The sequence below is a fragment of the Streptomyces phaeolivaceus genome (assembly GCF_009184865.1).
GTDB lineage: Bacteria > Actinomycetota > Actinomycetes > Streptomycetales > Streptomycetaceae > Streptomyces > Streptomyces phaeolivaceus.
The window spans coordinates 131,141-153,251 of sequence record NZ_CP045096.1; the positions used below are offsets into that span (position 1 = coordinate 131,141).

At 71.6% G+C, this 22,111-nt stretch carries 18 protein-coding genes; 2 read left to right on the forward strand and 16 right to left on the reverse strand.

Annotated elements, in window-relative coordinates; translation table 11 throughout:
* Complete coding sequence (locus F9278_RS00945) at nt 1-2,412, reverse strand: SpoIIE family protein phosphatase (protein WP_152166529.1); 2,412 nt, start codon at nt 2,410-2,412, stop codon at nt 1-3.
* Nucleotides 2,413-2,491: 79 nt separating this feature from the next.
* Complete coding sequence (locus F9278_RS00950) at nt 2,492-6,760, reverse strand: HAMP domain-containing protein (RefSeq protein WP_152166530.1); 4,269 nt, start codon at nt 6,758-6,760, stop codon at nt 2,492-2,494.
* Nucleotides 6,761-7,104: 344 nt separating this feature from the next.
* Between F9278_RS00950 and F9278_RS00955 the strand changes: the two genes are divergently transcribed.
* Both F9278_RS00955 and F9278_RS00960 read left to right on the forward strand, forming a co-directional pair.
* Nucleotides 7,105-7,524 carry a YciI family protein gene (locus F9278_RS00955; protein WP_152166531.1) on the forward strand — a complete coding sequence of 140 codons (420 nt, stop codon included), beginning with the start codon at nt 7,105-7,107 and terminating at the stop codon, nt 7,522-7,524.
* Nucleotides 7,524-8,678: an RNA polymerase sigma factor gene (locus F9278_RS00960; protein ID WP_152166532.1), complete on the forward strand. Its 1,155-nt coding sequence runs from the start codon at nt 7,524-7,526 to the stop codon at nt 8,676-8,678. The genes F9278_RS00955 and F9278_RS00960 overlap by 1 nt, the downstream gene beginning before the upstream one ends.
* A 33-nt stretch (nt 8,679-8,711) precedes the next feature.
* Here the strand turns inward: F9278_RS00960 and hypE are convergent, their stop codons facing one another.
* The 14 genes from hypE to F9278_RS01025 form a co-directional block, all read right to left on the reverse strand.
* Entirely contained in the window at nt 8,712-9,785 is a 1,074-nt protein-coding gene (gene hypE, locus F9278_RS00965; protein ID WP_152166533.1) for a hydrogenase expression/formation protein HypE, read from the reverse strand.
* Entirely contained in the window at nt 9,778-10,908 is a 1,131-nt protein-coding gene (gene hypD, locus F9278_RS00970) for a hydrogenase formation protein HypD (protein WP_152166534.1), read from the reverse strand. Before hypD ends, hypE begins: the two co-directional genes overlap by 8 nt.
* Nucleotides 10,905-11,210 carry a HypC/HybG/HupF family hydrogenase formation chaperone gene (locus tag F9278_RS00975; protein ID WP_152166535.1) on the reverse strand — a complete coding sequence of 102 codons (306 nt, stop codon included), beginning with the start codon at nt 11,208-11,210 and terminating at the stop codon, nt 10,905-10,907. The genes hypD and F9278_RS00975 overlap by 4 nt, the downstream gene beginning before the upstream one ends.
* 31 nt (nt 11,211-11,241) lie before the next feature.
* A complete protein-coding gene (hypF, locus tag F9278_RS00980; RefSeq protein ID WP_152166536.1) occupies nt 11,242-13,674 on the reverse strand; it encodes a carbamoyltransferase HypF in 2,433 nt (810 codons plus the stop codon).
* Nucleotides 13,671-14,474 (reverse strand): hydrogenase nickel incorporation protein HypB, encoded by an 804-nt coding sequence (gene hypB / locus F9278_RS00985; protein WP_152166537.1) that lies wholly within the window; start codon nt 14,472-14,474, stop codon nt 13,671-13,673. The genes hypF and hypB overlap by 4 nt, the downstream gene beginning before the upstream one ends.
* A 4-nt stretch (nt 14,475-14,478) precedes the next feature.
* Complete coding sequence (gene hypA, locus F9278_RS00990) at nt 14,479-14,877, reverse strand: hydrogenase maturation nickel metallochaperone HypA (RefSeq protein ID WP_152166538.1); 399 nt, start codon at nt 14,875-14,877, stop codon at nt 14,479-14,481.
* Between the two features lie 135 nt (nt 14,878-15,012).
* Complete coding sequence (locus F9278_RS48595) at nt 15,013-15,117, reverse strand: DUF6893 family small protein (RefSeq protein WP_371573149.1); 105 nt, start codon at nt 15,115-15,117, stop codon at nt 15,013-15,015.
* A 13-nt stretch (nt 15,118-15,130) separates the two neighbouring features.
* Nucleotides 15,131-15,736, reverse strand: a complete 606-nt coding sequence (locus F9278_RS00995; RefSeq protein ID WP_152166539.1) for a hydrogenase maturation protease — start codon at nt 15,734-15,736, stop codon at nt 15,131-15,133.
* A complete protein-coding gene (locus F9278_RS01000; protein WP_152166540.1) occupies nt 15,733-17,163 on the reverse strand; it encodes a hypothetical protein in 1,431 nt (476 codons plus the stop codon). Before F9278_RS01000 ends, F9278_RS00995 begins: the two co-directional genes overlap by 4 nt.
* Nucleotides 17,160-17,855, reverse strand: a complete 696-nt coding sequence (locus F9278_RS01005) for a DUF6084 family protein (protein WP_152166541.1) — start codon at nt 17,853-17,855, stop codon at nt 17,160-17,162. Before F9278_RS01005 ends, F9278_RS01000 begins: the two co-directional genes overlap by 4 nt.
* Entirely contained in the window at nt 17,852-18,481 is a 630-nt protein-coding gene (locus F9278_RS01010) for a DUF5947 family protein (protein WP_152166542.1), read from the reverse strand. The genes F9278_RS01005 and F9278_RS01010 overlap by 4 nt, the downstream gene beginning before the upstream one ends.
* Nucleotides 18,478-18,999 (reverse strand): protein kinase family protein, encoded by a 522-nt coding sequence (locus tag F9278_RS01015; protein WP_152166543.1) that lies wholly within the window; start codon nt 18,997-18,999, stop codon nt 18,478-18,480. The genes F9278_RS01010 and F9278_RS01015 overlap by 4 nt, the downstream gene beginning before the upstream one ends.
* On the reverse strand, nt 18,996-20,780 hold the full coding sequence (locus F9278_RS01020; protein WP_152166544.1) for a nickel-dependent hydrogenase large subunit: 1,785 nt from the start codon (nt 20,778-20,780) through the stop codon (nt 18,996-18,998). Before F9278_RS01020 ends, F9278_RS01015 begins: the two co-directional genes overlap by 4 nt.
* Nucleotides 20,781-20,967: 187 nt before the next feature.
* Nucleotides 20,968-22,056, reverse strand: a complete 1,089-nt coding sequence (locus F9278_RS01025; RefSeq protein WP_152166545.1) for an NADH-quinone oxidoreductase subunit B family protein — start codon at nt 22,054-22,056, stop codon at nt 20,968-20,970.
* Nucleotides 22,057-22,111: the final 55 nt, after the last annotated feature.

Sequence of the window (22,111 nt, forward strand, 5' to 3'; positions counted from 1 at the left end):
CTAGGTCACCCGCACGCCGACGAGACAGGTGTCGTCGTCCGTGTCGGATCTGCTGTGGGTGAGGAGGCGGTCGAGTTGCTGGTCGAGGGTGGGCGGGACCGTGCGGGCGGCGGTCAGGAGCTGGGCGAGGGACTCCTCCATGGACCGGTCTCGGCGTTCGATCAGGCCGTCCGTGTACATCAACAGGGTGTCTTCGACGGCCAGTTGGAGTTCGTGCTCCTCGTACACGGCCTCGGGCAGCGCGCCGAGCAGCAGGCCCTTGATCAAGGGCAGTGAGGTCGCCTCGCCGACGCGTACCAGGACGGGCGGCAGATGGCCCGCCCTGGCCCAGCGCAGGGTGTGCCGGGCCGGGTCGTACAGGCCGCAGACGGCCGTCGCGGTGACGGATCCGGTGAGATGGTGGGCCACCATGTTGAGCCAGGACAGCAGTTGGCCCGGCCCCGCGCCCGTCACGGCGAGACCGCGCAGCGCGTTGCGCAGGACGACCATGCTGGTGGCCGCCTCGATGCCGTGTCCGGCGACGTCTCCCACGCACAGCAGCACCAGCCCGGACGGCAGCACCACCGCGTCGTACCAGTCGCCGCCCACCAGGTGCTGGGTCTCCGCGGGCCGGTAGCGCACGGCCACCCGCAGCCCGGGGGCCTCCAGCGGGGCCTGCGCCGGGGGCATGATCGCGTGCTGGAGCTGGAGGGTGAGCCGGTCGCGTTCGCTCGCCTGCTGCTCGGAGTGGGCGAGTTGGTCGCGGGTGGCGGCGAGGGCGACCTCGGTCCAGTGGTGGGCGGAGATGTCCTGGTAGGCGCCCCGGACGACGGACAGCGTGCCGTCGGAGTCGAGGACCGGCTCGGCCACCACCCGGATGTGCCGGGTCACTCCGTCGGGCCGCTGGAGCCGGAAGGCGGCGGACGCGGGGCGGCGGTGGTGCAGCAGGGTGCGCAGGAACCTGCCGATGGCGACGGCGTCGTCGGGGTGGGCGTGCGCGGGCAGGTCCTCCAGCGGCACCGGGCCGCTGACGGCGGGTTTGCCGTAGAGGCTGTAGAGCTGGCCGTTCCAGGTGATCTCGCCGGTGACGAGGTTCTCCTCGAAGCCGCCGATACGGCCGAGGCGCTGGGCGTGCTGGAGGAGGCTCGCGAGCCGGGCGGTCTCGTCCTCTATGCGCCAGATCAGCAGGACGCTGCCGCCGTGCCGGCTGATGTTGATGTCGGCGACGGCCGCGAGCGGGACGTCCTCGACCAGGGAGGTGAGCCGCATCCGGCGGGCCCGGAACGCCTCGCCCGTGGCGTAGACGCGTTCGATCTGCTCGAACAGTTCGCTCTCGCCCGCGGCCATCGGATACGTCTCCAGGAGCAGGGCCCCGTTGACGGCGCCGCGCGGCCGTCCGGCCGGGTCGAGGAAGCGGCTGTTGACGTGGTGGATACGGAAGTCGGCGAGTTCCCCGGTGGAGTCCAGGTGCGGGACGAGCACGAGTGTCGGGTCGTGCAGGCCGTCCGCCAGGTCGATCAGCTCGGCGACGTCCGGCAGGATCCCGGGCGGCCCGGCGCTGTCGGGCGGGTGCGGGGCGCGGGTCTCCAACGTGTGCGCGCACAGTTCGGCGAGGGCCTCGATCTGGCGGACGATCTGCGGAGGCTGGGCCTCCAGCGGTATCGGCCAGACGATCTCCAGTACGCCGTGGATCCGGCCGCCGGTGCCCGCGGGGAGGGCGACCCGGCCGCCGTCGGGGTGGTGGTGCCGTCCGATGGAGGGCAGGCCGGTCTCCGACAGGCAGGCGATCCAGCGGCCGGTCCGCTCGCCGAGTCCGTGGCGGGCCACGGTGACCACGCCGGGTGGCACATAGCGCCAGCGGGCCGCCTCGGCGGCGGAGAATCCGGCGCTGCCCGCCAGGGTGAGGGAGCCGTCGGCGCCGAGCGCCCAGATGGCCACGGCCTCCGCGCCGAGCGGGGTGAGTGCGTGTTCCAGCAGGGAGTCGGCCACGGACTGGGCGTCGTGCGCGGCCAGCGCGGCGCTCTCGGCGGTCCGCAGCCGTACGGCCGGGGAGTCGCCGCCCGGTGGCGGTTCGGTGGCGTCGGCGCGGGCGGCCGTGAGGGCGAGGAAGGCGGTGGTGACCTCGGAGAGCCGGTCGCGGGCGGCCTGGTTGATGACCTCGACGGCGAATTCGAGGGGGGTGGCGCCCGCCTGCTCGGTCAGCTCGGCGAGTTGCCGTGCCGCCTGGGCCGGCCCGCACCCGAGCCGTTCGACGAGGATGCCCTTGGCCAGTTCGGTCAGGGCGCGCCCGTCCGCCTCGGCCTGGGCCGCCTGCACCTCGCGGCGCAGCCGCTCGACGGTCGCGGCGAGTCTGCCCACGGGGGAAGGCTGTTCCTTCCCGTCTCTCGCCGCCCCGGCGTCCTGCTGCTCGCCGGGCTGGTGGGGATGGCTCACGGTCGACCTGTTCCTCGGCTCGGGTGTCCGGGGACACCACGGGGTCGTCGGCTGATGCGCGCGGTGGCGTGGCTGCCCGTCATACGGCGAGCCAGCGCCGGACGCGCCCGATCAGGTCGTTCGTGTCGACCGGCTTGGTGACGTAGTCGTTCGCGCCGGACGCGAGGCTCTTCTCCTGGTCGCCGGGCATGGCCTTGGCGGTGACGGCGATGATGGGCAGTTCGGCGTACTGGGGCATCGCGCGGATCTCGGCGGTGGCGGTGTAGCCGTCCATCTCCGGCATCATCACGTCCATCAGGACGACGGAGACGTCCGGGTGGGCGAGGAGCATCTCGATGCCCTTGCGGCCGTTCTCGGCGTGCAGGACGTGGAAGCCGTGGAGTTCCAGCATGCCGCTCAGGGCGAAGAGGTTGCGGGCGTCGTCGTCGACCACGAGCACCTTGCGGCCGGCGAAGGTGCCGTCGACGACCTGTGCGGCGGGGCGCTGGGACTCCTCGGCGCGGACCAGGGACAGCACGTCGCCGGGTTCCTCGGCGGACAGGTGCAGGGTGATCCGTTCGCGCAGTTCGTCGAGGCTGGACAGGAAGTCCAGGGGGCGGCCGTCCGCCCGGGAGCGCAGTGTCCGCTCGTGCGCCAGGTCCACGCGAGGGCCGGTGTGCACCAGCACGGGCACGCTGACCAGCGCGGAGTCGCCCTCCATGGCCTCCAGCAGACGGGCGCCCTCGTCGTCGGGCATGCCGAGTTCGAGGACGACGCAGTGGCAGGGTTCGGCGGCCAGGGTGCTCGCCGCCTCCTGTGCTCCGATCGCCGTGATGATGTCGATGGCCCCGAGCGGGTCGCCGTCGGACGCGAGGTCGGCGACCGCGCGTTCGGCGACGAGGGTCAGCAGTCCCCGGGGGCGGTCCTCGACGACGAGCAGCCGGCGGCGGCGCTGCTCGGGCACCGAGGCGGAGGCGGTGTCGGGCCGGGAGGCCGAGGGGAGTTCCCGGCCGTCGGCATGGGGGTGCTCGGACGACGGGCCGCCGCCGTCGAGGAGTTCCTCGAAGTCGGCGCGTGCCACGGGGAGGTAGAGGGTGAAGGTGCTGCCCTGGCCGGGTGTGCTGTCGACGGTGACGGCGCCGCCGAGGAGATGGGCGATCTCCCGGGTGATGGAGAGGCCGAGGCCGGTGCCGCCGTACTTGCGGCTGGTGGTGCCGTCGGCCTGCTGGAACGCCCCGAAGATCGTCTCCAGCTGCTGCCGGGGAATGCCGATGCCGGTGTCCTTGACCCGGAAGGCCACGACGGGTCCGCCGCGCAGGACGCCGGTGGGGACCTCCCGGTCGGCGGCGGGTTCGATGCGCAGGGCGACGCCGCCCTGTTCGGTGAACTTCACCGCGTTCGACAGCAGGTTGCGCAGGATCTGCCGCAGCCGGGAGTCGTCGGTGAGCAGGTCGGCGGGGGTGCCCGGCGCGGTGGCCACCGTGAAGTCCAAGGACTTCTGTGTCGTCATGGGCCGGAAGGTCGCCTCGACGTATTCGAGGAGTTTGCGCAGCGGGACCCGTTCGGGGGCGACATCCATCTTGCCCGCCTCGACCTTCGACAGGTCGAGGATGTCGTTGATCAGCTGCAGCAGGTCCGAGCCCGCCGAGTGGATGATGCCCGCGTACTCGACCTGCTTGGGGGTGAGGTTGCGGGAGGGGTTCTGCGCGAGCAACTGGGCGAGGATCAGCAGGCTGTTGAGCGGGGTGCGCAGTTCGTGGCTCATGTTGGCCAGGAACTCCGACTTGTACTTGGAGGCCAGCGCGAGCTGCTGCGCGCGGGTCTCCAGCTCCTGCCGGGCCTGTTCGATCTCCAGGTTCTTGGCCTCGATGTCGCTGTTCTGCGAGGCCAGCAGGGAGGCCTTCTCCTCCAGTTCGGCGTTGGAACGCTGGAGTTCGTCCTGCTGGACCTGCAACTCCTCGGAGCGGGCCTGGAGTTCGGCGGTCAGCCGCTGGGACTCGCCGAGCAGTTCGTCGGTGCGGGCGTTGGCGACGATGGTGTTGAGGTTGACGCCGATGGACGGCATCAGCTGGGAGAGGAAGTCCTGGTGGATCTGGGTGAAGGGGGTGACGGAGCCCAGCTCGATGACGCCGAGGACCTGGTCCTCGACCACGATGGGCAGTACCACCAGGGCGCTGGGCACGGCCTGTCCGAGACCGGAGGAGATGGTCACATAGCCCGGCGGCAGCTCCTCGACGCTGATGGGGCGGCGGTTGCGCGCGGCCTGCCCGACCAGGGAGCGGCCGACGGGGATGCGATGGGGCCGGTCGGTGTCGTTGGGATAGCCGTACGAGCCCACGAGCCGCAGTTCGGGGCCGCGCGCGGTGTCCTCGGCGAGGTAGAAGGCGCCGTACTGCGCGGAGGCCAGCGGGGCGAGTTCGTCCATGATGAGTTCGGCGACGACGGGCAGTTCGCGGTGGCCCTGCATCAGGCCGGAGATCCGGGCGAGGTTGGTCTTCAACCAGTCCTGTTCCTGGTTGGCCCGGGTGGTCTCCCGCAGGGACTCCACCATGGAGTTGATGTTGTCCTTCAGTTCGGCGACCTCGCCGGAGGCGACCACGGTGATGGAGCGGGTCAGATCGCCCTCGGCGACGGCGCTCGTCACCTCGGCGATCGCGCGGACCTGGCGGGTGAGGTTCCCGGCGAGTTCGTTGACGTTCTCCGTGAGCCGCTTCCAGGTGCCCTCGACGCCCTCGACCTCGGCCTGTCCGCCGAGCCGTCCCTCGCTGCCGACCTCCCGGGCGACCCGGGTGACCTCGGCGGCGAAGGAGGACAGCTGGTCGACCATCGTGTTGATGGTGGTCTTCAGCTCCAGGATCTCGCCGCGCGCGTCGACGTCGATCTTCTTCGACAGATCACCGCCCGCCACGGCCGTCGTCACCAGGGCGATGTTGCGGACCTGCCCGGTGAGGTTGTTGGCCATCGAGTTGACGTTGTCGGTGAGGTCCTTCCAGGTGCCGGCGACGTTGGGCACATGGGCCTGGCCCCCGAGGCGTCCCTCGGTGCCGACCTCGCGAGCGACGCGGGTGACCTCGTCGGCGAACGCGGAGAGCGTGTCGACCATGGTGTTGATGACGTCCGCGAGGGCCGCGACCTCGCCCTTGGCCTCGACGGTGATCTTCTGGGACAGGTCGCCGCGGGCGACGGCGGTGGCGACCTGGGCGATCGAGCGGACCTGGCCGGTCAGGTTGGACGCCATCACGTTGACGTTGTCCGTCAGGTCCTTCCAGGTCCCCGACGCGCCCCGGACGATCGCCTGTCCGCCGAGATTGCCCTCGGTGCCGACCTCGCGGGCGACGCGGGTGACCTCGTCGGCGAACCCGGACAGCTGATCCACCATCGTGTTGATGGTGTTCTTCAACTCCAGAATCTCACCCCGCGCATCCACGGTGATCTTCTGCGACAGATCGCCCTGCGCCACCGCCGTGGCCACCTGCGCGACATTGCGGACCTGCGCGGTGAGGTTGCCCGCCATGAAGTTCACGGAGTCGGTGAGATCGCGCCAGGTGCCCTTGACGCCCTGGACGTCCGCCTGACCGCCGAGCCGCCCCTCGGTGCCGACCTCGCGGGCGACCCGGGTCACCTCGTCGGCGAACCCGGACAGCTGATCCACCATCGTGTTGATGGTGTTCTTCAACTCCAGAATCTCACCCCGCGCATCCACGGTGATCTTCTGCGAGAGGTCCCCCTGCGCCACCGCCGTGGTCACCTGGGCGACATTGCGGACCTGGGAAGTGAGGTTGCCCGCCATGAAGTTGACCGAATCGGTGAGGTCCCGCCAGACCCCGCCGACGCCGGGCACCTGGGCCTGTCCACCGAGCCGGCCCTCGCTGCCGACCTCCCGGGCGACCCGGGTCACCTCGTCGGCGAACGCGGAGAGCTGGTCGACCATCGTGTTGACGGTCTCCTTCAGCTGAAGGATCTCGCCCCGCGCGGGCACGTCGATCTTCTGCGACAGATCGCCCCTGGCGACCGCGGTGGCCACCTGCGCGATGTCACGGACCTGGGTGGTCAGATTGCCCGCCATGGCGTTGACCGAGTCGGTCAGATCGGCCCAGGTGCCCGAGACCCCCGGCACCTCCGCCTGACCGCCGAGCGTGCCCTCGGTGCCCACCTCGCGCGCCACCCGGGTCACTTCCGAGGTGAACACGGAGAGTTGGTCCACCATGCCGTTGAAGACGGTGGCGATGTCGCCGAGCAGGCCGTCGCCGTCGGAGGGCAGCCGGGTGCCGAAGTCACCGTCCCGTACGGCGGTCAGTCCGGCCAGCAGCTGCCGCAGCTCCTGCTCGCCCGGCGCCCGGTCGGCGGCGTCGATCGTCCTGCTGCTCATGCGCACCCTCGTTCCGCTCCCCAAGAGCCCCCGCACCGAGGACTCGGAACCCGCGCCGGGCCGCGAACGACCCGCTCACCTACCGCGTCTTCCGCAGCTCACGGATCGGCCGGATGAGAGAAATCCGGTGAAGGTTAACGCAGTTGTCGTCCGACAACCAAAGCCTGCGGCGGAGATCGCGGTCGCCCCGAAAAGATACCGGCCGACCCCGGCTTCCGGCGGTCCCGGACTCCGGAAAGAAATCCAGGAAATCCTGCCCCGCCGATGTCGAGAACCCGTGCCGTGCCCCGTCCCCGGGGTGAACGCGGCCAGAATGGGCCGCACCAGTACCGAGGAGAACCGTCATGGCCAAGTACCTGCTCCTGAAGCACTACCGGGGCGCCCCGGCCGCCGTCAACGACGTGCCCATGGACCAGTGGACGCCGGAGGAGATCTCGGCCCACATCCAGTACATGCGGGACTTCGCGGAGCGGCTGGAGAAGACCGGCGAGTACGTCGACGGTCAGGCGCTCGCCCCCGAGGGGTCCTGGGTCCGCTACGACGGTGAGGGGCGCCCGCCGGTGACCGACGGACCGTTCGCCGAGACCAAGGACCTCATCGCGGGCTGGATGGTGATCGACGTCGACAGTCACGAGCGGGCAGTCGAACTGGCCGGAGAGCTGTCGGCCGCCCCCGGGGCGGGCGGAGAGCCGATCCACGAGTGGCTGGAGGTGCGCCCGTTCCTGACCGCGGCGCCCAGCACCACGGACGAGTGCCACCCTTGATGGACGAGGCCCTGCTCAGAAGCCTCACGCCGAGTGTGATCGGTGTCCTCGTCCGCCGCGGAGCAGACTTCGCGGCGGCCGAGGACGCCGTGCAGGACGCGCTGGTCGAGGCGGTCCGCGTCTGGCCCGCCGACCCGCCGCGCGACGCGAAGGGCTGGCTGGTCACCGCGGCCTGGCGCAAGTTCCTCGACGCGACCCGCTCAGACACCGCACGGCGTCGGCGCGAGGACCTCGTGGACGAGGAGCCGGCGCCGGGCCCCGCGCCCGGGGTGGACGACACGCTCCAGCTGTACTTCCTGTGCTCCCACCCGTCCCTGACCGCCTCGTCCGCGGTCGCCCTCACCCTGCGTGCCGTCGGCGGCCTCACCACCCGGCAGATCGCCCGCGCCTACCTGGTGCCCGAGGCGACCATGGCGCAACGCATCAGCCGGGCCAAGCGCACCGTCTCCGGTGTGCGATTCGACCGGCCCGGCGATGTCGCCACCGTGCTGCGCGTCCTCTACCTCGTCTTCAACGAGGGCTACTCCGGTGACATCGACCTGGCCGCCGAGGCCATCCGGCTCACCCGGCGGCTCAGCGCCTCGATCGACCATCCCGAGGTGGCGGGGCTGCTCGCCCTGATGCTGCTCCACCACGCCCGGCGGTCCGCCCGGACCACCCCCGACGGCAGCCTCGTGCCGCTGGCCGAGCAGGACCGGGGCCGGTGGGACACGACGATGATCGCCGAGGGGGTCGTGATCCTGCAGACGGCTCTCTCCCGGGACCGCCTCGGCGAGTTCCAGGCGCAGGCCGCCATCGCCGCCCTGCACGCCGACGCGCCCACCGCCGAGGAGACGGACTGGGTGCAGATCGTCGAGTGGTACGACGAGCTGGCACTCCTGACCGACAGCCCGGTGGTCCGGCTCAACCGGGCGGTGGCCGTGGGCCAGGCCGACGGGCCGCGCGCCGGTCTGGCGGCGCTCGCCGCGCTGGACGACTCGCTGCCCCGGCACACCGCGGTGGCGGCCTATCTCCATGAGCGCGACGGCGATCTGCCGACGGCGGCACGCCTCTACGCCGAGGCGGCCCGCAAGGCCCCCAACCTGGCCGAGCGCGACCATCTGACCCGCCAGGCCGCCCGGCTCAACGCCGACCGGCGCGGACCCGCCCGGTAGGCGTGGCGGCCCACCGGGCGGGTCCGGCCCCGGTCAGCAGATCCGCGGCAACTGCTCCCCGATCGGCAGGTCGACCACCCGGGTGCCGCCGAGCCCGGTCCGGGCCACGACCATGCCGGGATGCTCCTCGACGGCCTCGCCGATGATCACGGAGTCCGCGCCGAGCGGGTGGGCGCGCATCGCCTCCAGCACCGCGTCGGCGTGCGCGCGCGGGACGAAGGCGACGAGCTTGCCCTCGTTGGCGATGTACATCGGGTCCAGTCCGAGGATGGCGCAGGCGTTGGCCACAGCCGGGGGGACGGGGATGTCGCGTTCCCGGACGACGACGCCGGTGCCGGAGGCCGCCGCGATCTCGTTGAGCGAGGCGGCCAGGCCTCCTCGGGTGGGATCGCGCAGTACATGGAGATCCGGGGTGACGGCGAGCATGGTGTCGACGAGGCCGCCGAGCGCCGCGCAGTCGCTCTTGATCTCCACCCCGAACTCCAGCCCCTCGCGCACGCTCATGATCGCCACGCCGTGGACGCCGATGGCGCCGCTGACGATCACGACATCTCCGGGGACGACCCGCTGGGGCCGCAGATCGACCCCCGCCGGGACGATGCCGATGCCCGCCGTGTTGATGAAGATCCCGTCGCCGTGCCCGGCCTCCACCACCTTGGTGTCACCGGTGGCGACCTCCACCCCGGCGGTGCGCGCCGCCGCGCCGAGCGCCTTGGACACCCGGGTGACCACGTCCAGCTCGACGCCCTCCTCCAGGATGAACCCGCAGGAGAGGTAGGCGGCACGGGCCCCGCTCATGGCGAGGTCGTTGACGGTTCCGTTGACCGCCAGGTCACCGATGCTGCCGCCGGGGAAGAACAGCGGCCGTACGACGTAGGAGTCGGTGGAGAACGCGAGCCTTGCGCCGCCCAGGGAGAGGACCGCGGCGTCGCCCATCTGCGCCAGCACCTCACCGCCGAACGCGGGCGCGAAGATCTGCTGGACCAGTTCGGCGGAGAGGACCCCGCCGCCGCCGTGGCCCATGACGACCCGGGGCCGGTCCCGCACGGGCAGCGGGCAGGTCCACGCCTCGACGTCGAGGACGGGCAGTTCGGTGGTGTCAGACAACGGGGCTCGCCTCCCGAACCGTCGTGGTGGCGGGCAGGTCGAGCCGCCGGTAGAGGTAGTAGGCCGCGCAGGCCCCCTCGCTGGACACCATCGTGGCTCCCAGCGGCGTACGAGGCGTGCACAGGGTGCCGAAGGCCTCGCACTCGTGCGGCTTGAGCAGCCCTTGCAGGACCTCCCCGCTGCGGCACTCGGCGGGTTCGGCGGTGCGGATGCCGTCGACCGCGAACCGGTGCTCGGCGTCGTGGTCGCGGTACTTCGGCGACAGCCGCCAGCCGCTGTCGGGGATCACCCCGATACCGCGCCAGGCCCGGTCGGTGACCTCGAAGACGTCCTCCAGCATGGCCCGTGCGGCCGGATTGCCCTCCGGCCGCACGGCGCGGGCGTAGGCGTTGTCGACGGTGTGCTCCCCGCGTTCCAGCTGACGGACGGCCCGGCGTACGCCTTCGAGGATGTCCAGCGGCTCGAAGCCCGTCACGACGATCGGCACCCGGAAGCGCTCCGCCAGCTCCGGGTACTCCTCGACGCCCATCACGCTGCACACGTGTCCGGCCGCGAGGAAGCCCTGCACCCGGCAGCTGGGCGAGGACATGATCGCCTCGATGGCGGGGGGTACGCGGACGTGGGACACCAGCATGCTGAAGTTCCCGATGCCCAGCCTGCGGGCCTGGTGGACCGTCATCGCGTTGGGGGGTGCCGTCGTCTCGAAGCCGATGCCGAAGAACACCACTTCGCGGTCGGGGTTCCGCTGGGCGATCAGCAGCGCGTCGAGCGGCGAGTAGACGACCCGTACGTCACCGCCCTCGCCGCGGACCTGGAACAGGTCCCGGCCGGTGCCCGGCACCCGGAGCATGTCCCCGAAGGAGCAGAAGATCACGCCCGGCCGGGAGGCGATCTCCAGCGCCTTGTCGATGACCTCCAGCGGGGTCACGCACACCGGGCAGCCGGGGCCGTGGATCAACTCGACCTGTTCCGGGAGGAGTTGGTCGAGGCCGTGCCGGATGATGCTGTGCGTCTGCCCGCCGCACACCTCCATGAGGGCCCATGGCCGGGTCACCGTGGCGTGGATGTCGTCGAGGAGCCGACGCGCCAACTCCGGGTCCTGGAACTCGTCGATGTACTTCACGGGTTGCGCACCTCTTCCAGCGGGTCGGTGCCCGCCTCCTTCGCCGCCATCTCCCAGGGGTCGCCGAACTCCTCCTGCAGCATGCCGAGTTCGGCGAAGAGTTCGAGGGTCTGCCGGGCCGACTCCTCGTCCAGCCGTTGCAGGGCGAACCCGACGTGGACGATGGCGTACTCGCCGACCTGGAGGTCGGGCAGATACTCCAGGCACACCTCCTTGACCACGCCGCCGAAGTCGACGGTGGCCATCCGGGTGCCGTCCCGTTCCTCGATGTCCAGCACTCTGCCGGGTACCGCCAGGCACATGAGCCTCTCCTCGCTGTGGGTCGCGCTTCGCTCAGTCGGTGGGAGTCACGGCGGGAGCGGCCCGGCCGGCCACCATCAGCTGGCCCAGCGCCAGACCGCCGTCGTTGGGCGGCACCAGTTGATGCCGCAGGACCGTGAAGCCGTCCGCGCGCAGGACTGCGGCGCAGGCGGAGGAGAGCAGCGTGTTCGCGAACACACCGCCCGACAGCACGACGGTGTCCAGCCCGTGCCGCTCCCGCGCCCGCGCGCACATCCGGTGCACCAGAGCGGTCACGCCCTGATGGAAGCGCGCCGCGATCAGGGTCGGATCGACGCCGGCGCGCAGATCGCCGACGATCGCCGCGAGCACGGGCGCCGCGTCGGCCCGTACCGCGCCGCCCCCGTCCCCTTCCGCCCCCGGGTCCGGGTCCGGGGCCGGGTCGTGCAGGGCGAAGGCGTACGCGATGGTGTCCCGGGCCGGTGCGCACAGTGCCGCGCCCTCCAGTTCGACGGCGGCCTGTGCCTCGTATCCGGCGCGGTGGCAGACACCGGCCAGCGAGGACACGGCGTCGAAGAGCCGGCCCATGCTGGAGGTGGGAACGCAGTTCAGGCCACGCTCCAACTGCTGCTCCAGCACCCGGAGTTCGTCGGGCGGGCAGGCGGCCGTACAGGGGAGGTCGTCGGAGCGGTCGATCCCGGCCGCCCACAGATGGGCCAGTGCCATGCGGTACGGGCGGCGGACCGCGGTGTCGCCGCCGGGGAGCGGGACGTGGGCGAGGTGCCCGAACCGGGTGAAACGGTCGTAGTCGGCGAGCAGGAACTCCCCGCCCCACACGGCCCCGTCGTCGCCGTGGCCCGTGCCGTCGAAGGCGACGCCGATGACCGGCCGGGTGCCGTCGAGCCCGTGTTCGGCCATCGCGGCGGCGATGTGCGCGTGATGGTGCTGGACGCGGACGACGGGCCGCCGCGCCGCGTTGCGGTCGGCCCAGCGGGCGGACCGGTAGCCGGGATGCCGGTCGGACACCAGGATCTCGGGCCGTACTCCGGTGATGGTCTCCAATTGTCCCTCCGCGCGTTCGAAGGCCCGCTGGGTGCCGAGGTCGTCCATGTCGCCGATGTGCGCCGACAGCCAGGCCCGGCGCCCCGAACCCAGGCAGAAGGCGTTCTTCAGGTCGCCGCCGACGGCGAGGGACGGGCGTACGGGCAGCGGCAGGGCGACCGGCAGCGGGGCGTATCCGCGCGAGCGGCGGATGACCAGGTGCTCGCCGTCGCAGACCCGCACCACGGAGTCGTCGCACGGCACGTGGATCGGCCGGTCGTGCGTGAGCCAGGCGTCGGCCAGGTGCGCCAGCCGTTCCAGCGCCTCGGTGTCGTCGGTGACGATCGGTTCGCCGGACAGGTTGCCGCTGGTCATCACGAGCAGCCGGGGTCCTTCCGCGTCGCCGGGCAGGCCGAGCAGCAGGTGGTGCAGCGGGGTGTACGGCAGCATCACGCCGAGGTCGGGGCTGCGGGGCGCGACGGCATCGGCGGGCCGCGGATCATCGAGTGAGCGCGGTCGGCGTCGGAGCAGCACGACCGGCCGGGCCCGGCCTTCGAGGAGACTCCGCTCCTCGGGGCTCAGCCGCACGAGGTGCCGGATGTCGTCCGCCGTCCTGGCCATCACGGCGAACGGCTTGTCCCCGCGCGCCTTCCGGCGCCGAAGGAGGGCGACGGCGGCCTCGTCGGTGGCGTCGCAGGCGAGGTGGTAGCCGCCCAGCCCCTTCACGGCGACGATCGCTCCCCGCGCCAGCAGGGCGCGCGCCTCGGCGACCGGATCCGTTCCTCCGGCGCCCTCGAAGCCCGACCCCTGTCCGACGACCAGCCGCAGCCGGGGTCCGCAGGCCGGGCAGGCGACCGGCTGCGCGTGGAAGCGCCGGTCGGCCGGGTCCGCGTACTCGCGGGAGCAGTCGGCGCACATCGCGAAGCCGGCCATGGTGGTGTGGGCCCGGTCGTAGGGCACCCCGGTGACGATGGTGAAACGGGGGCCGCAGTGGGTGCAGTTGACGAACGGGTGGCGGTACCGCCGGTCCGCCGGGTCGGACAGTTCGGCGAGGCAGTCGGCGCAGGTGGCAGAGTCCGGGGAGACCAGGGTGCGGGCCGGTCCGCCGGAGCGGGAGGCGAGGATGGTGAACGCGGTGCCGCCGGCGGGAGGCAGTTCCCGGTGGTCGACGGAGTCGACGCGGGCCAGCGGCGGTGCCTGGGCGGCGATCCGGTCGCAGAACCCGGCCACGGCCGTGGCGGAGCCCTCGATCTCCACGACGACGCCCTCCGGAGTGTTGCTCACATGCCCGGCCAGGGCGAGTTCGGTGGCGAGGCCGTACAGGTAGGGCCGGAAGCCGACGCCCTGCACCACTCCCCGGACGGTGACCCGGCGGCGCGACGGAGCCTCGGCGACGGCGACGGCTGCCGGGGTCCGCGACGGGGCCTCGGCCTGGGGACCGCTCACGAGTGGGTGTGGGCCATGGCGCCGGTGACCTCCGGGTGCGCGTGGGTGTGCGAGTGCCCGTCGTGGGCGTGACGGTCGTGGGCGTGGGTGTGGGTGTGGCCTTGGTGGTGCGGCAGGCGGGCCATGACCGGGGAGTGGACGGGGGTGCCGTCCAGGGCGGCGATCGCCCGGTCGAGCAGTGCGCCGATCCCCCACCCGGCCCGTGCCGAGGTCATGACGATCTCGACTCCCGGGTTGACCTGTTCCACGTTGGCGCGGAACGCGACCTCGTCGAACTCGACGGCCTCCGCGATGTCCGTCTTGGTGACCACGACCAGCTGGGCCAGGCCGAAGGCGGTGGGGTACTTGAGCGGCTTGTCCTCGCCCTCTGTCACGGAGGCGAGGGTGACACGCAGGGTCTCCCCCAGGTCGTAGGAGGCGGGGCAGACGAGATTGCCGACGTTCTCCACGAACAGCAGCCGGGTGTCGTCGGGCAGCCAGCCGTCGAGGTGTCCGGCGAGCATTCCGGCCTCCAGGTGGCACAGTCCGTCGGTGAGCACCTGTTTGACCGGGACACCCGAACGTGCCAGGCGGATCGCGTCGTTCTCGGTGGCGAGATCCGCGCTGAGCGCCGCGACGGGAAGGGACCGCTCCCGTGCCCGCAGCAGTTCCTGCTCCAGGAGCGCGGTCTTGCCGCTGCCCGGACTGGACAGCAGATTGACGACCGCGGTGCCGCGCGCCACGAGGGCGGAGCGCAGCGCGTGGGCGCTCGCGTCGTTCTTCGCTAGGACGGCCTGGCGCAGGTCGGCGACACGGCACATGGGGTCAGCGCTCCTCGGGGATCGGTTCGCGGGTGGGGGTGTGCGCGGGGCCGTCGGCCTCCCAGCGCACGTCGACGATCTGCAGTTCCCGGCCCGAGAGCAGGTCGGTCCGCGTCCCGTCGCACACGGGGCAGGTCAGCCGCGGCGGCATGCCGACGGCCCATTCGTGGGCGCAGGCAGTGCACTGGGCCCGCCCCGGAACCGCTTCGGTGACCAGCTCGGCACCCTCCAACAGGGTTCCGGCGCAGGCGAGTTCGAAGCAGAAGGTGAGGGAGTCGGGGACGACACCGGCGAGTTCGCCGACCTGGAGCCGTACCGAGCGGACCGCCGTGACGTTCCCGGCCCGGTCGGCGGCCTCCGCGACCTGGTCGACCACGGCCAGTGCGACGGACATCTCGTGCATGGGTCTCCGCCGTCCTCTCGCCGTCCGGGTCACGCCGGGGTTCATTAGAGGCGTGCCCGCCCGGGACGTCCGGCCCGGCACGCCGTCACCGGCCGACGGGTACGCCGTTCGACGCAACCGCTCGCCGCCCTCGGTTCACATCCGTCGGATCCTCAGGTAGCGCCTGATGTCCGGCAGTACCTCGGCGGCCACGGCGACCAGGGCGGCCACGGCCGCTCCTCCGATGACGATCTTCTTCATCCCGTCTCTCTCCTCATGTCGAAGCCTCAGCGGTCGAAACCCCAGTGGTCGGGACCTCAGTGGTCGGGACCTCAGTGGTAGGGACCTCAGTGGTCGGACTCCGCGCCACGGGCGGCTCAGCGCCGCGCAGCAGTTCCTCGATCAGCCGGACGGCCTCCGGCACGGCCTCGGACACCGGCATGCTGAGCCCGATGCGTTCGTCCACCGAGGCCGGTTCGCAGCCGACGACCAGCACGCGGCGCGGTGGTTCGCCGTCGGTCCCGGCGCAGAGGGTGCCGAGCAGCGCCAGGACGGTGTCGGGGGTCATCCGGTGGCCGTCCAGGGCGGGTGCGGTCGGCGACGGGCTCGCGCCGCCGATCTCGTGGTCGATCACATACAGCGTGCCGGGGGCTCCGCCGCGTGCCGTGGCGTCCACGAGGACGAGGGTGTCGTAGCCGTCCAGGAGCTGGTAGGCGAGGTGCACTCCCCGGACCCCGATGTCCACCACCCCGATGTCTGCGGGGAGTTCGCGTTCGGCGAGCAGGCGTACGGTCTCCACGCCGAAGCCGTCGTCGCCGAGGAAGACGTTGCCGATACCGGCGACGAGGGTCCTGGGGCCGGGTTGTGTCGGCGGGGTCATGCGTCGTCCTCCAGCGGGGTGATCTCGTCGGGCTGGAAGTACAGGAAGCGTCCCTGCTCGCGGCGGATGTCGGCGCCCGGGTCGCTCTCGACGGTGACCGCGAGGTGCACTCCGCCGTCGACGTCGTGCAGGACGGCCTCGACCGTCGCGGTGCGGCCCCGCAGGAAGATGTCCTGTGCGTCGGTGCGTCGCATGCCCGGGTGCAGTTCGACGCGGCTGCCCTTGCCCACCGACCGGCCGTCCACGACGACCCGGTCCTGGGCCGGGTCGAAACCCGCGTCGCTCGCGGGATCCCACCAGGGGGTGTCCGGCCGCGACACCCCGTACTCGTCGGGGAAGCCGTCGGCTCGAACAGCGGGTTCGGGCCCGGTGACCTCGCGCAGACTCCGTACCGCCCCGTGGAGCCGCTCCAGAACCTCGGCCGGCATCGAGTCGGCCAGCTCGATGACGGCGGCGGCCCGTTCGTCGGTGCCCCGGGCCTCGCGTTTCTCCTCGTCGGTGAGGGCGGCGGTGCGCAGCGCGAGGATCTCGTCGATCTCGGTGGCGTCGTAGAGCGCGCCGGGGCTCTCCGGGGCGATGGCCGGATGGTCCTCCAGGATGATCGGGGAGGACAGCACGAGGTCGGCGCGGCCGGGTTCGCCGGCGAGCACGGGCCAGGTGTGCAGATTGCGGCAGGAGGCGATCGCGCCCTTGGCCCACTCGGGGGGATCGGTCATCGACAGGAACGATCCGGCGCTGAGGGCCATGAGGAGGTGGGTGGCGACCAGGGAGTGCGGCAGCGCGGCGTCCCGGTCGGCGCCGCGGCCCTCGGGCGGTGTCCAGCCGCTGGTGTTCTCGACGACGGCGGTCAGCCGCAACGTCCGGTAGGGGCCGTCGAGTTCGCGGGCGGACAGCCGGACCGTGCCGTTGATCTCCTCGGAGCGCCGGACCAGTCGGCCGACGCTCCGGCCGGCCGCGTCGAGGACGGGTGCGGTGTCCTCCCGGGCCGGCACCCGGAAGGGACGGGTGACACCGTCGCCGAGGAGGTCGTCCACCGGCGCGATCACCTCGACCCGTTCCTCGAACCCCTCGTCCCAGGGCACCAGCACCCGGTCGTCGAGGTCGAGTTCGGCGACGGTGTCGAAGCCGCCGTCCGGGCGGACCCGTTGTACCGTGCGCCGCCGGGCGTGCAGGAACCGCACCTCGACGGAGAGGGTCGCGCCCGCCTTGGGTTCCATCAGGCATTCGGTGTGCTGGAAGTCGTGTTCCTCGCACTCGGCGCCCCAGCCGGGCGGCACGAGCACCCCGAACTGCCAGCGCAGCCGGTTCTTGGCGGCGGAGGCGCGGTACGGGTAGAGCACATAGCCCTCGAAGAGGACGGCGTCGGCCACCTGGCGGGCGACGGCGAACCGTTCCTCGGTCTCGGCGGCGAACGCGGTGACGGTCACGGGTCGGTCCTTCCGGTGGTACCGGTGAGCGCGCGGAACGGGTCCCGCACGGGCGCGTCCGCGGCACGGCTCTCGTCGAGCAGGGCCGTGAGGGTCGCCTCCCAGGAGGGCAGTGCGTGCCGGGAGCGGTAGGCGAGGAGGGCGTCCATGGTGTCGCGGGGCAGCCGGATCCAGCCGCAGCCGGGGAAGTGCTGCTCGACCATGTCCCGCCAGGCGGTGACCGGCATCCGGAAGGCCGCCTCCCGGTCCCAGGGGACGGGTTCGACCCGGAAGCCGCCGTCGCCGGTGAACGCCGTACCGGAGAACAGCATCAGCAGGGGGACCTCGCCGTCGGTGAGGGCGGTGAGGTAGCGGGTGGCGGCGATCTCCATGTCGTAGGTGCAGGGCACGACGAGGTCGGTCTCGATCTCTCCGGTGAAGCTCGGGACCATGACCGCGACCTGGGCGAACTGCACGGGCTGGAGCGTGCTGCCCCAGCGGGAGCGTTCGCCGAAGAGGTCCGTCAGTCCGTCGGCCTCGGCGGGCTCGTAGCCGCGTCGGGCGGGTTCGATACGGATCTGGCAGCGCAGGGCGAGGGCGTGCACGCGCGCGTTGTCGGCGGCGGTGACGCGCAGCCGGAAGACGAGGGTCGGTCCGGCGGCGTACCGGTCGGCGCGGACGCCGGTGCAGGCGAAGGAGAATTCCGTCGTCACGGGCGCACCACCTCGGCCACGGGACGGGCGCGGCGCGCGACGTCCGCGAAGAACGCGTCCAGGGCGGCGCGGGCCTCGGCCCCGCCGTCGAAGCCGTGCCACAACAGGCGCATACGGCCCACGAGTTCGTAGCAGATGTCGATCGGTACGAGATACGCCTCGCAGCGTCCGTCCGTGCGGCGCAGCAGCAGGGCCTCCACGTCGGGTTCGAGGAGTCCGGCGAGGCGGCTGCCGCCGAGGACAGCCTCCCAGGTGGCCGGTTCGAGTTCGCTCTCGGTGGCTCCGGCCGGGCTCGGGTAGAGGGCGACCAGTCGGTCGAGGGCCGCGTTGCGGAAGAGGAAGGCGACGCCGACCGGGATCTGCAGGGCTTCCCACGTGGTGTCGTCGAGGCGGTGTCCGGGGTCGGTGAGGTAGCGGGCGGGGACGGCGCGGAAGCGGCCCGCGGCGGCGCCCGGCTGTTCCATCAGGAGCGCGCAGGCGGTGCAGGCGCAGACGAGGGCACGTTTCTCGGTGTCGACCAGGTGGCGGTGGTCCTCGGGCACCGCCACCGCGCACAGTTCGCATTGTTCGGGCTGCGGTGCCCGCTCGGTGACGAACCGGCGCAGGCCGATGGTGGGAGCGGTCACCGGGCCTTCGTCCCGATCTGCAACAGGGTGGGCGCGGCCTTCAGTTCGACGACCGTGACCTCGGGTGCGAAGCAGGTGAGCGCCGCCTCGGCGGCCTGCCGGGCGTCCGCGCCGGAGCCGCAGCCGCACCCGCCGCCGCTCTCCCGGGCCCGCAGCGTGAGCGTGCCGGTCTCCTCGTCGAAGTCCACTACGTCCAGGGCGTGTTCGTGGACGCTGTCGAGGGCGCGGGCGATGCGGGTGTCGCGGTCCTCGGGGTGCAGGTCGTGCAGGACGAGCAGGCTCGCGACCAGTTCGTCCCCGAGGAGCCGTGCCGCCGGGTCGCCGGGTGCGGTGGACAGCAGGTGGAGGACGCGGGCGAGGCCCGCGCCGTAGAAGTCCATGAGGGACCGCACGAGTTCCTCCGCCGCCGTGGTGACGGCCGGGTCGCCGCTCGCCGCCAGCCGGTCGAGCACCTCCTCGACGCGGCGTCCGGTCCGCTCGGCGTTGACCGGCGCCGGCGCCGTCGTGACCGCGCTCATCCGCCCAGTCCGCTCAGGCCGGTGGGCACGTGCATCGACTTCACGGTCTTGCCGCCGCCGACGTACATGTGGACGCCGCAGGGCAGACAGGGGTCGAAGCTGCGGACCGCGCGCATGATGTCGATGCCCTTGAAGTTCTCCGGGGTGTTCTCCTCGAAGATGGGCGTGTTCTGTACGGCGTCCTCGTAGGGGCCGGGGGTGCCGAAGGTGTCCCGGGTGCTGGCGTTCCAGGGGGTCGGCGGATACGGGTGGTAGTTGGCGATCTTGCCGTCGCGGATCACCATGTGGTGGGAGAGGACGCCGCGTACGGCCTCGGTGAACCCGACGCCGATGCCCTCGTCCGGGACCTCGAACTTCTCCCAGGTCTGGGTGCGTCCGGCGCGGACCTCGGCGAGACCCTTCTCCGCGCAGTGCAGGGCGACAGCGGCGGCGTACGCCTGGAAGTAGGTACGGGCGCGGTTGCGTTCCAGCGCGTTGGACCACTTCGGGATCTTCCACTCGAAGGTGGTCTCCGGCTTGGTCATGGTGCGGGGCAGGTTGATGACCACGCTGTGGCCGGTGGCCTTGATGTAGCCGATGTCGACGAGCCCGGACAGGGCGGTGGACCAGAGGCGGGCGATGGGGCCGCCGCCGGTGTCGAGGGCGAGGTGGTCCTTGCCGTCGAACCAGCGCGGGGACATCACCCAGCTGTACTTGTCGTCGAAGTTCCGCTTCTGCGGGGCCGGGATGGTGTGCTGGTTCCACGGGTGGCGCGGGTCCACCGGGTTGCCGAGCGGGTCGTGGGTGACGAACTGCTCCTGGCCCTGCCAGTCCTCGTAGTAGGAGCTGCCGAGGAGGATGCGGATGCCGAGGTTGATCTCGGTGAGGTCGTTGGTGACCAGCTTGCCGTCCACGACGACGCCGGGGGTGACGAACATCTTCCGTCCCCAGTCGGTCATGTTGGCGTAGGTGAAGTCGCAGTGCTCGGGGTCGTTGAGCGCGCCCCAGCAGCCGAGCATGACCCGGCGGCGGCCGACCTCCTCGTAGCCGGGCAGGGCCTCGTAGAAGAAGTCGAACAGGTCGTCGTGGAGCGGCACCACGCGCTTCATGAACTCGACGTACCGCATGAGGCGGCTCATGTAGTCGGTGAAGAGCTGGACGGAGGCGATGGTGCCGACGCCGCCCGGGTAGAGCGTGGAGGGGTGGACGTGACGGCCCTCCATCAGGCAGAACATCTCCCGCGTGTAGCGGCTCACTTGGAGCGCCTCGCGGTAGAACTCGCCCTCCAGGGGGTTGAGCGAGCGCATGATGTCGGCGATGGTGCGGTAGCCGTGCTCGGCGGCGTGCGGGGCCTCGGTGCGTTCGGCGAGTTCGAGGACGCCGGGGTTGGTCTCCTTGACCATTTTCTCGCAGTAGTCGACCCCGACCAGGTTCTCCTGGAAGATGTTGTGGTCGAACATGTACTCCGCCGACTCACCGAGGTTGATGATCCACTCGCCGAGGTGCGGGGGCTTCACGCCGTACGCCATGTTCTGCGCGTACACCGAGCAGGTGGCGTGGTTGTCGCCGCAGATGCCGCAGATGCGGCTGGTGATGAAGTGGGCGTCGCGTGGGTCCTTGCCGCGCATGAAGACGCTGTAGCCGCGGAAGACCGACGACGTGCTGTAGCACTCGGCGACCCGCTTCTGCTTGAAGTCGATCTTCGTGTGGATGCCCAGGGAGCCCACGATCCGGGTGATCGGGTCCCAGGCCATCTCCACCAGGCCACTGCCGTCGCCGGCGGTCTTCGTCTTCGGTGACATCTGTGTGCCGTGCCCTTCGTTGCGTCATTGCGCGGGAGGTTGCGGGTGGTTCGGATGGGGTGCACAAGGCGGAGGTGCGCGAGGCGGAGGTGCGCGAGGCGGAGGTGCGCGAGGCGGAGGTGCGCGAGGCGGAGGTGCGCGAGGCGGGGGTGCGCGAGGCGGGGATCCGGCTACGCGTGGGGGCCGCTCACCACGGGGGCCGGTACCCGGTGGTGATCTTCTGTCCGGCACGGCGCCACCTGGGCTCCTTGTCCACGGTCTTCGCGGTGATCGACCGCAGCCTGCGGACCACGGCGCCGTACGCGCCGCTGGCGTTGCTGGAGAGCTTGGCGCCGGGGGGCTCGTCCATGAACGGCATGAACTTGTCGGGGAAGCCGGGCATGGTGCAGGCGATGCAGATGCCGCCGACGTTGGGGCAGCCGCCGATGCCGTTCATCCAGCCGCGCTTGGGGACGTTGCACTTGACGACCGGGCCCCAGCAGCCGAGCTTGACCAGACAGGTCGGCGAGTCGTACGACGAGGCGAACTGGCCCTGCTCGTAGTAGCCGGCGCGGTCGCAGCCCTCGTGCACGGTGGCGCCGAACAGCCAGGTGGGGCGCAGCTTGTCGTCGAGCGGGATCATCGGGGCGGCGCCGGCCGCCTGGTAGAGCAGATAGGTGAGCGTCTCGGAGAAGTTGTCCGGCTGGATCGGACAGCCCGGGACGCACACGATGGGGATGCCGGCCTGGGACTTCCAGTCCCAGCCGAGGTAGTCCGGCAGCCCCATGGCGCCGGTCGGGTTGCCCGCCATGGCGTGGATGCCGCCGTAGGTGGCGCAGGTGCCGATGGCGACGACCGCGAGGGCCTTCGGCGCGAGCCGGTCGATCCATTCGCTGGTGGTGATCGGCTGCCCGGTCTCCGGGTTGTCGCCGAAGCCGCACCAGTAGCCCTCCGGCTTGATCGCCTCGTTCGGGATGGAACCCTCGACGACCAGCACGAACGGGTCGATCTCGCCCCTCTCCCCCTTGAAGAACCACTCGATGAACGTGTCCGCGCCGCCGACCGGGCCGCACTCGAAGTCGATCAGCGGCCAGTGGACGGCGATCTTCGGAAGCCCCGGCAGCACACCGAGCACGATCTCCTCGATGCTGGGCTGCATGGCCGCCGTCAGCGCGACCGAGTCGCCGTCGCAGCTCAGCCCCGCGTTGATCCAGAGAATGTGGATCGTGGGGGTCTCGTCGGCGGGCGCACCGCCCGCGTGCGCGGCATCGACTGTTCCCGGCGTCGCCTCAGTCATGGGACCGCCTCCTGGGGAGGTAAGGGATGAAAGCCTTCATTTCGACCATCGGTTC

Coding starts and splice junctions, on each gene's coding strand:
- F9278_RS00975 (WP_152166535.1), bottom strand. CDS start 11,210: ATGTGCCTGGCGGTACCCGGCAGAGTGCTGGACATCGAGGAACGGGAC.
- F9278_RS48595 (WP_371573149.1), bottom strand. CDS start 15,117: ATGAAGAAGATCGTCATCGGAGGAGCGGCCGTGGCCGCCCTGGTCGCC.
- F9278_RS01020 (WP_152166544.1), bottom strand. CDS start 20,780: ATGTCACCGAAGACGAAGACCGCCGGCGACGGCAGTGGCCTGGTGGAG.
- F9278_RS00995 (WP_152166539.1), bottom strand. CDS start 15,736: ATGACCCCGCCGACACAACCCGGCCCCAGGACCCTCGTCGCCGGTATC.
- F9278_RS00960 (WP_152166532.1), top strand. CDS start 7,524: ATGGACGAGGCCCTGCTCAGAAGCCTCACGCCGAGTGTGATCGGTGTC.
- hypA (WP_152166538.1), bottom strand. CDS start 14,877: ATGCACGAGATGTCCGTCGCACTGGCCGTGGTCGACCAGGTCGCGGAG.
- F9278_RS00950 (WP_152166530.1), bottom strand. CDS start 6,760: ATGAGCAGCAGGACGATCGACGCCGCCGACCGGGCGCCGGGCGAGCAG.
- hypB (WP_152166537.1), bottom strand. CDS start 14,474: ATGTGCCGTGTCGCCGACCTGCGCCAGGCCGTCCTAGCGAAGAACGAC.
- F9278_RS00955 (WP_152166531.1), top strand. CDS start 7,105: ATGGCCAAGTACCTGCTCCTGAAGCACTACCGGGGCGCCCCGGCCGCC.
- F9278_RS01025 (WP_152166545.1), bottom strand. CDS start 22,056: ATGACTGAGGCGACGCCGGGAACAGTCGATGCCGCGCACGCGGGCGGT.
- F9278_RS01015 (WP_152166543.1), bottom strand. CDS start 18,999: ATGAGCGCGGTCACGACGGCGCCGGCGCCGGTCAACGCCGAGCGGACC.